A 9396-nucleotide genomic window follows, 5' to 3' on the forward strand; every position below is an offset into this window, starting at 1 on the left:
AAAGGATCTCGCTGTGCGCCCGTACCTGATCAAGGGGGTCCGCGTCCTCGGCCGGGACCGCGCCGACCTGCTGTTGCGCGACGGCGTCGTCGCCGAGGCCGGTCCCGGGCTGACCGCCGCCGACGCCCAGGTGATCGACGCCGACGGTCTCGTCGCGTTGCCCGGCCTGGTCGACCTGCACACCCACCTGCGCGAGCCGGGTCGCGAGGACGCCGAGACGGTCGAGACCGGGTCGCGGGCCGCCGCGCTCGGCGGCTACACCGCGGTCTGTGCGATGGCCAACACCTCGCCGGTGGCCGACACCGCCGGCGTCGTCGAGCAGGTCTGGCGGCTGGGCCGGCAGGCCGGCCTGGTCGACGTGCAGCCGATCGGCGCGGTCACCGTCGGACTGGCCGGTGAGCACCTCGCCGAACTGGGCGCGATGGCCGATTCCGCGGCCACTGTCCGGATCTTCTCCGACGACGGGCACTGCGTCGCCGACCCCCGGCTGATGCGCCGGGCCCTGGAGTACGTCAAGGCGTTCGACGGCATCATCGCCCAGCACGCCGAGGAGCCACGGCTGACCGAAGGCGCCCAGATGCACGAGGGTGAGGTCTCCACCCGGCTCGGGCTCACCGGCTGGCCGGCGGTGGCCGAGGAGGCGATCATCGCCCGCGACGCGCTGCTCGCCGAGCACGTCGGCAGCCGGTTGCACGTCTGCCACCTGTCCACCGCCGGCAGCGTGGAGATCGTCCGCCAGGCCAAGGCCCGCGGGGTGCGGATCACCGCCGAGGTCACCCCGCACCACCTGCTGCTCACCCACGAGGCCCCGGCGGGCTACGACCCGGTGTTCAAGGTCAACCCGCCGCTGCGCACCGGTACGGACGTGGCGGCGCTGCGCGCCGCGCTCGCCGAGGGCGTCATCGACATCGTCGCGACCGACCACGCACCACACGCGGTCGAGGACAAAGAGTGCGAATGGGCGTACGCCCGACCCGGCATGCTCGGGTTGGAGACCGCGCTGTCGGTGGTGCTGCTCACGACCGCGCTGCACGACGCCGACGGTGAACCAGACTGGGATCTGATTGCCGAGCGGATGTCCCGGGCCCCGGCCCGGATCGCCGGGCTGACCGCGCACGGGCACACCCCCGCGCCGGGCGTCCCGGCGAACCTCACCCTGGTCGACCCGGCCGCCAGCCGGACCGTCGATCCGGGTGAGTCGGCCAGCCGTAGCCGCAACACCCCGTACGCACGGATGGTGCTGCCCGGCCAGGTGGTCGCCACCTTCCTGCACGGCCAGGCGACCGTGCTCGACGGAAAGGCCGTGCGATGAGCGACCCGACCACGACCCCCACCGACCCCGCCGCGAACGGCAGCCGGCCGCGTCGGCCGGCGCTGCTGGTACTCGAGGACGGTCGGATCTTCCCCGGCGAGAGCTACGGCGCGATCGGGGAGACCTTCGGCGAGGCGGTCTTCACCACCGCGATGACCGGCTACCAGGAGACGTTGACCGACCCGTCGTACCACCGGCAGGTGGTGGTGCAGACCGCACCGCACATCGGCAACACCGGAGTCAACAGCGCCGACGACGAGTCCGACCGGATCTGGGTCGCCGGGTACGTGGTGCGCGACCCGGCCCGCCGGCCGTCGAACTGGCGGTCCACCGGCGACCTGGAGCAGCGGCTGGCCGACGAGGGCGTCGTCGGTATCTGCGGGGTCGACACCCGGGCGCTCACCCGCCACCTGCGCGACAAGGGCGCGATGCGGGTCGGTGTGTCCAGCCGCACCGACGACCCGCAGGAGCTGCTGGCCCGGGTCCGGTCCGCCCCGCAGATGGTCGGTGCCGACCTGTCCGCCGAGGTGACCACCGCCGAGCCGTACACGGTCACCGCCCGGGGCGAGCACCGCTACACCGTCACCGCACTGGACCTGGGCATCAAGCGCAACGTGCCGCGCCGGCTGGCCCAGCGTGGGGTGACCACCCACGTGTTGCCGGCCGCCTCGACGCTGGACGAGATCCTGGCCACCGGCCCGGACGCGGTGTTCTTCTCACCCGGCCCCGGCGACCCGGCCACCGCACACCACGCGGTCGAACTGGCCCGGCAGGTGATGGCCCGGGGTACGCCGCTGTTCGGCATCTGCTTCGGCTCGCAGATCCTCGGCCGGGCACTGGGCTTCGACACCTACAAGCTCGGCTACGGCCACCGCGGCATCAACCAGCCGGTGCTCGACCGCATCACCGGCAAGGTCGAGGTGACCAGCCACAACCACGGGTTCGCCGTGGACGCTCCGCTGAACACGGTGATCGACACCGATTTCGGCGGCGTCGAGGTGAGCCACGTGTGCCTCAACGACGACGTGGTCGAGGGGCTGCGGGCACGCGACGTGCCGGCGTTCACCGTCCAGTACCACCCGGAAGCGGCGGCCGGCCCGCACGACGCGGACTACCTGTTCGACCGGTTCGTCGAGCTGATCGAGGGAAAGCATGCCTAAGCGGACAGATCTGCAGCATGTCATGGTGATCGGCTCTGGGCCGATCATCATCGGCCAGGCCTGCGAGTTCGACTACTCCGGCACCCAGGCGTGCCGGGTGCTGCGCGCCGAAGGGCTGCGCGTGTCGCTGGTCAACTCCAACCCGGCGACCATCATGACCGACCCCGAGTTCGCCGACGCCACCTACGTCGAGCCGATCACCCCCGAGTTCGTCGAGCTGGTCATCGCCCGTGAGCGCCCCGACGCGCTGCTGCCCACCCTCGGCGGGCAGACCGCGCTGAACACCGCGGTCGCCCTGCACTCCGCGGGCGTGCTCGACAAGTACGGCGTGGAGCTGATCGGTGCCAACATCGACGCGATCCGCCGCGGCGAGGACCGGCAGCTGTTCAAGGACATCGTGGCCACCGCCGGCGGCGAGACCCCGCGCAGCCGGGTCTGCCACAGCATGGCCGAGGTCCGCGACACCGCCACCGAGCTGGGTCTGCCGGTGGTCATCCGGCCGTCGTTCACCATGGGCGGGCTCGGCTCGGGCATGGCGCACACCCCGGCCGACCTGGAGCGTATCGCCGGTGCCGGGCTGGCCGCCTCCCCGGTGCACGAGGTACTCATCGAGGAGAGCGTGCTCGGCTGGAAGGAGTACGAGCTTGAGCTGATGCGCGACCGCAACGACAACGTGGTGGTGGTCTGCTCGATCGAGAACATCGACCCGATGGGGGTGCACACCGGCGACAGCGTCACCGTCGCCCCGGCGATGACCCTCACCGACCGCGAGTACCAGCAGATGCGCGACATGGGAATCGCGGTGCTGCGCGAGGTCGGCGTCGACACCGGCGGTTGCAACATCCAGTTCGCGGTGCACCCGCAGACCGGCCGACTCGTCGTGATCGAGATGAACCCCCGGGTGTCGCGCTCGTCGGCACTGGCCAGCAAGGCGACCGGCTTCCCGATCGCCAAGATCGCCGCCAAGCTGGCCATCGGCTACACCCTCGACGAGATCCCCAACGACATCACCAAGCAGACCCCGGCGGCGTTCGAGCCGGTGCTCGACTACGTGGTGGTCAAGATTCCCCGGTTCGCGTTCGAGAAGTTCCCCGGCGCCGACCCGGAGCTCACCACCACGATGAAGTCCGTCGGCGAGGCGATGAGCCTGGGCCGCAACTTCACCGAGGCGCTGAACAAGGCGATGCGCTCGATGGAGACCAAGGCCGCCGGATTCTGGACGGTGCCCGACCCGGCCGGCGCCACCGTCGAGTCCACGCTGGCCGAGCTGGGCGTGCCACACGACGGCCGGCTCTACACCGTCGAGCGGGCGCTGCGGCTGGGCGCGAGCGTCGCCCAGGTCAGCGAGGCCTCCGGCGGTATCGACCCCTGGTTCCTGGAGGAGATCGCCGGCCTGGTCGGGCTGCGCGCCGAGATCGAGGCCGCGCCGGTGCTCGACGCCGCGCTGCTGCGCCGGGCCAAGCGGGCCGGGCTGTCCGACCGGCAGATCGCCGCGCTGCGCCCAGAGCTGGCCGGCGAGGACGGGGTACGCACCCTGCGGCACCGGCTCGGCCTGCGCCCGGTCTTCAAGACCGTCGACACCTGCGCGGCCGAGTTCGCCGCCCGCACGCCGTACCACTACTCCAGCTACGACGCCGAGACCGAGGTCGCCCCGTCGGACCGGCCGAAGGTGCTGATCCTCGGCTCCGGGCCGAACCGCATCGGGCAGGGGATCGAGTTCGACTACTCCTGCGTGCACGCGGTGATGGCGCTCGCCGACTTCGAGACCGTGATGGTCAACTGCAACCCGGAGACGGTCTCCACCGACTACGACACCGCCGATCGGCTCTACTTCGAGCCACTCACCTTCGAGGACGTGCTGGAGGTCTGGCAGGCCGAGAACACCGCCGGTACGGCGGCCGGCGGTCCCGGCGTGGTCGGGGTGATCGTGCAACTGGGCGGGCAGACACCGCTCGGGCTGGCGCAGCGGCTCGCCGACGCCGGAATGCCGATCGTCGGCACCCCGCCGGAGTCGATCCACCTGGCCGAGGAGCGTGGCGCGTTCGGCCAGGTGCTGGCCCGGGCGGGGCTGCGCGCCCCGGCGCACGGCACCGCCGTCTCCTTCGATCAGGCCAAGGCGATCGCCGACGAGATCGGCTACCCGGTGCTGGTCCGCCCGTCGTACGTGCTCGGCGGCCGCGGCATGGAGATCGTCTACGACGACGCGACGCTGCACGACTACATCGGCCGGGCCACCGACATCTCCCCGGAGCATCCGGTGCTGGTCGACCGGTTCCTCGACGACGCCATCGAGATCGACGTGGACGCGCTCTGCGACGCCACCGGTGAGGTCTACCTCGGCGGGGTGATGGAACACATCGAGGAGGCCGGCATTCACTCCGGCGACTCGTCCTGCGCGTTGCCGCCGATCACCCTGGCCGCGTCGCATCTGGCCACGATCCGGCACTACACCGAGCGGATCGCCCGGGGCGTCGGGGTGCGCGGCCTGCTCAACGTGCAGTACGCGCTCAAGGACGACGTGCTGTACGTCCTGGAGGCCAACCCGCGCGCCTCGCGTACCGTGCCGTTCGTCTCCAAGGCCACCGCGGTGCCGCTGGCGAAGGCGGCGGCCCGGATCATGCTCGGCGCCACCGTCGCCGAGTTGCGCGCCGAGGGGATGTTGCCGGCCACCGGGGACGGCGGCACCCTGCCGCCGGACGCGCCGATCGCGGTCAAGGAGGCGGTGCTGCCGTTCAAGCGCTTCCGCACCCGCGCCGGGCACGGCGTCGACTCGCTGCTCGGCCCGGAGATGAAGTCCACCGGTGAGGTGATGGGCATCGACCCGGCGTACGGCAACGCGTTCGCCAAGTCGCAGGCCGCCGCGTACGGGTCGTTGCCGACCAGCGGAAAGATCTTCGTGTCGGTGGCCAACCGGGACAAACGATCGATGATCTTCCCAGTGAAGCGGCTGGCCGACCTCGGATTCGAGATCGTCGCCACCGCCGGCACCGCCGAGGTGCTGCGCCGCCACGGCATCGCCTGTGAGTTGGCCCGCAAACACTGGGAGGAGGCTGTCGACGGCCAACCGGACGCGGTGTCGCTGATCGCCGCCGGGGAGATCGCCCTGGTGATCAACACGCCGCAGGGCTCCGGGGCCAGCGCCCGCTCCGACGGGTACGAGATTCGTAGCGCGGCGGTCAGCGCGGACACCCCCTGTGTCACCACCGTGCCCGGGGTCGCCGCAGCGGTGATGGGCATCGAGGCCGTGATCAACGGTGAGATGGCGGTCCGGCCACTGCAGGAGTTGCACGCCGCGCTGCGTCCGGAGATCGCCGCCCGGCAGGCCGGGCGGTGAGCGGCGCCGGCGGCTACCGGCTGGCCCGGTCGGCGCTGTTCCGGCTCGGCGGCGGTGACGCCGAGACCGCCCACGAGTGGACACTGCGCCGGCTGGCCGCCCTCGCCCGCCAGCCGGTGGCGCTGGCCGTGCTGCGCGCCCGGTACGCGGTCGCCGCGCCGCGTACCGTCTTCGGGGTCGACTTTCCCAACCCGGTCGGGCTCGCCGCCGGGATGGACAAGGACGGTCGGGCGCTGCCCGCCTGGCCGGCACTCGGCTTCGGCTTCGTCGAGGTCGGCACGGTGACCGCCCATGCACAGCCGGGCAACGCCCGACCCCGGCTGTTCCGGCTGCCGGCCAGCGGAGCGGTGATCAACCGGATGGGGTTCAACAACGCCGGTGCCGAGGCACTCGCCGACCGGCTGGCGGTCCTCGGCCCGCTGTCCGACCGGCCCGGGTTCGGCCGGTCCCATCCGGCGCACGCCGACCGCCCGGTGCCGCTGGGTATCTCGCTCGGCAAGTCGAAGATCGCCCCGATCGAGGAGGCGGTCGACGACTACCTGGCCGCGTACAAGGCGCTCAGCGCGTACGGCCAGTACTTCGCGATCAACGTCTCGTCGCCGAACACCTCCGGACTGCGCCAGCTGCAGGACCGGGCCCACCTGGACACCCTGCTGGCCACCCTGGTGGGGGAGCGACCCATCCTGGTCAAGATCGCGCCGGACCTGTCCGAGCCGGCCATCGCCGAATTGCTGGAGGTCTGCCTGGCCCGAGGTGCCGCCGGGGTGATCGCCACCAACACGACCCTGGCGCGCACCGGCCTGGCCGCCGCCGACACCGCTCGCGCGAGGGAGGCCGGCGGTCTGTCCGGCCGCCCGTTGACCGGGCGGTCCCGCGAGGTGGTCTCCTTCGTACACCGGGAGACCAACGGTCGGCTGCCGGTCATCGGCGTCGGCGGCATCCTCGACCCGGACGACGCGGCCCGGATGTTCGACGCCGGGGCCAGCCTGGTGCAGCTCTACACCGGCTTCATCTATCGCGGCCCGGCGCTGGTGCGGGCGATCGCCCGGCAGGCACAGGGACGATGAACACCGCGTCGCCGGTTGCGGGTGGGCCGGATCCGGCGACGTTGCTGGAGTTGGACGGTCGGCACGTCTGGCACCCGTACGCGGCCCTGCCGCCGGCCGTGGCACCTCTGCTGGTCGACAGCGCGGCCGGGGTACGGCTGCGGCTGGCCGACGGCCGCGAGCTGATCGACGGCATGTCGTCGTGGTGGGCCGCCGTGCACGGCTACCGCCATCCGGTGCTCGACGCCGCGGTCACCGACCAGCTGGGCCGGATGGCGCACGTGATGTTCGGCGGGCTGACCCACGAACCAGCGGTACGGCTCGCCCGCACCCTGGTCGAGGTCACCCCGCCCGGTCTGGAGCACGTCTTCCTCTGCGACTCGGGTTCGGTCAGCGTCGAGGTCGCGATCAAGATGTGCCTGCAGTACCAGTTGGCCCGGGGCCGGCCCGGCAAGCGGCGGTTGGCCACCTGGCGGGGCGGCTATCACGGCGACACCTTCCATCCGATGAGCGTGTGCGACCCCGAGGGCGGAATGCACCACCTGTGGCGTGGGGTGCTGCCGGCGCAGGTGTTCGTCGGCGCACCACCGGACGGTTTCGGCGGGCCACCCGACGAGCACTACCTTGCCGAGTTGGTCGACGGCATCGCCCGGCACGCCGACGAACTCGCGGCGGTGATCGTGGAGCCCGTCGTGCAGGGCACCGGCGGGATGCGCTTTCATCACCCGGCGTACCTGCGCGCGCTGCGCGAGGTCACCGCGGCCCACGACGTGCTACTGATCTTCGACGAGATCGCCACCGGGTTCGGCCGGACCGGGGCGTTCTTCGCCGCCGAGCATGCCGGGGTCACGCCGGACGTGCTCTGTCTGGGCAAGGCGCTGACCGGTGGCTACCTGACGCTGGCCGCCGCCCTGTGTACGCCTGAGGTGGCCGCTGGGATCTCCGCCGGCGGGGTCCTGGCGCACGGCCCGACCTTCATGGGCAATCCGCTGGCCTGCGCGGTCGCCAATGCCTCGATCGAGCTGCTGCGGGCACCGGCCACGCTGCCGGCCGACCCGGGCCGTCCCGCCGGTCCTGACAGGGCTGACGGGCCTGACGGCCCGGTCCGGCCGTACTGGCAGGAGTCGGTGCGCCGGGTCGAGGCCGCGCTGCGGGCCGGGCTCGCCCCGGTTGCCGGTCTGCCCGGGGTACGCGACGTCCGCGTCCTCGGCGCCATCGGCGTGGTGCAGCTCGACCGTCCGGTCGACCTGTCGGCGGCCACCGCCGCCGCGGTGGCCGCCGGGGTGTGGCTGCGGCCGTTCCGGGACCTGATCTACACAATGCCGCCCTATCTGGCGGAGGACGACGACGTCGCGCGGATCGTCCGCGCGATGGCGGCTGCGGCCGTCGCGGTACCGCGCTGAGCTTGGCCCGGCGGTACCGCCCGGGTGGAGGGAATGCCGATGGAGACATTTGGTCAGCGACTGCACCGGGCGATGGCCGTCCGGGGGCCGCTCTGTGTGGGCATCGACCCGCACCCCGAACTGCTGGCCCGATGGGGGCTGCCGGACGACGTCGAGGGCCTGTCGAGGTTCGCCGCGACGGTGGTGGAGGCACTTGGTGACGTGGTCGCGGTGGCGAAGCCGCAGTCGGCCTTCTTCGAGCGTTTCGGCTCGGCAGGCATCGCAGTCCTTGAGTCAACTATCCGACAGTTGCGTGCGGCCGGAGTCCTGGTGCTGCTCGATGTGAAACGCGGCGACATCGGTTCGACCGCCGCCGCCTACGCTGCGGCGTACCTCGATCCGGCGAGCCCGTTGGCCGTCGATGCGGTCACCGCCAGCCCGTACCTGGGCGTCGGCGCACTGGCGCCGATGTTCGATCTGGCGGCCAAGCACGGCGGTGGAGTTTTCGTGCTCGCACTCACCTCGAATCCCGAGGGACGCGCGGTGCAACATGCACGAGTGTCCGATGGGCGCACGGTCGCGCAGATGGTGATCGATGAGATTTCGCAGCTCAACGTGGGTGCGGAGCCAATCGGGAGTTTCGGTCTGGTGGTCGGTGCGACCGTTGGTGACACCGGCCACGAACTGTCCCGTGTCAATGGATCTCTGCTAGCGCCGGGGCTGGGTGTGCAGGGTGGGCGACCCGAGGACCTGCGCTCCGTGTTCGGGCAAGCCCTTTCCGCAGTGCTTCCCTCGTACTCCAGAGAGGTTCTGAACAGCGGCCCGGAACTGTCCGGACTGCGGGCGTCAGCCGAACGGACGCTTGCTAAGTGTCGGGCCGTTCTGAGCGGTCCGATCTGAGTAAGTGGGCCATCACCACAAGGTGATGGCCGTGTGCCCACGTTGCCGAAAACGTCGCTGACCGCTAGTTTTCCCGGCGCTGGGAACCACATGCCCCTTTGGTTCCCAGCCACACCACGTTTCACAGATGCGGCGGTGCGATCCGCCCGTCGCGATAGGGACCTGAGGAGAACTGGTGCCGCTCCCGTCACTGAGCCTTTCCGGGTAAGGCTCTGATCACCGGGCGCGGTGTCCGGAACGGTCAAGATGTGTGGGAATCGCC

The 9396-nt window shown here is 71.5% G+C and carries 6 protein-coding genes; all 6 read left to right on the forward strand.

Features of this window, described 5'->3' with window-relative positions; all coding sequences use genetic code 11:
* Positions 1-13 precede the first annotated feature (13 nt).
* The 6 genes from ACFHVL_RS16540 to pyrF are packed head-to-tail and all read left to right on the forward strand — an operon-like array spanning position 14 to position 9134.
* The gene (locus ACFHVL_RS16540; protein WP_326554081.1) at positions 14-1312 is read left to right on the forward strand and encodes a dihydroorotase; all 1299 of its coding nucleotides are present in this window, start codon (positions 14-16) and stop codon (positions 1310-1312) included.
* Entirely contained in the window at positions 1309-2472 is a 1164-nt protein-coding gene (gene carA / locus ACFHVL_RS16545; RefSeq protein ID WP_416628831.1) for a glutamine-hydrolyzing carbamoyl-phosphate synthase small subunit, read from the forward strand. Before ACFHVL_RS16540 ends, carA begins: the two co-directional genes overlap by 4 nt.
* On the forward strand, positions 2465-5806 hold the full coding sequence (carB, locus tag ACFHVL_RS16550) for a carbamoyl-phosphate synthase large subunit (protein WP_416628833.1): 3342 nt from the start codon (positions 2465-2467) through the stop codon (positions 5804-5806). Before carA ends, carB begins: the two co-directional genes overlap by 8 nt.
* Positions 5803-6873 (forward strand): quinone-dependent dihydroorotate dehydrogenase, encoded by a 1071-nt coding sequence (locus ACFHVL_RS16555; protein ID WP_416628835.1) that lies wholly within the window; start codon positions 5803-5805, stop codon positions 6871-6873. The genes carB and ACFHVL_RS16555 overlap by 4 nt, the downstream gene beginning before the upstream one ends.
* Positions 6870-8255: an adenosylmethionine--8-amino-7-oxononanoate transaminase gene (bioA, locus tag ACFHVL_RS16560; protein ID WP_416628837.1), complete on the forward strand. Its 1386-nt coding sequence runs from the start codon at positions 6870-6872 to the stop codon at positions 8253-8255. The genes ACFHVL_RS16555 and bioA overlap by 4 nt, the downstream gene beginning before the upstream one ends.
* Before the next feature lie 39 nt (positions 8256-8294).
* Positions 8295-9134, forward strand: a complete 840-nt coding sequence (pyrF, locus tag ACFHVL_RS16565) for an orotidine-5'-phosphate decarboxylase (protein ID WP_416628839.1) — start codon at positions 8295-8297, stop codon at positions 9132-9134.
* Positions 9135-9396 lie beyond the last annotated feature (262 nt).

Origin of the sequence: Micromonospora sp. LOL_023 (genome assembly GCF_048060115.1) — a bacterium.
Classification (GTDB): Bacteria; Actinomycetota; Actinomycetes; order Mycobacteriales; family Micromonosporaceae; genus Micromonospora_E.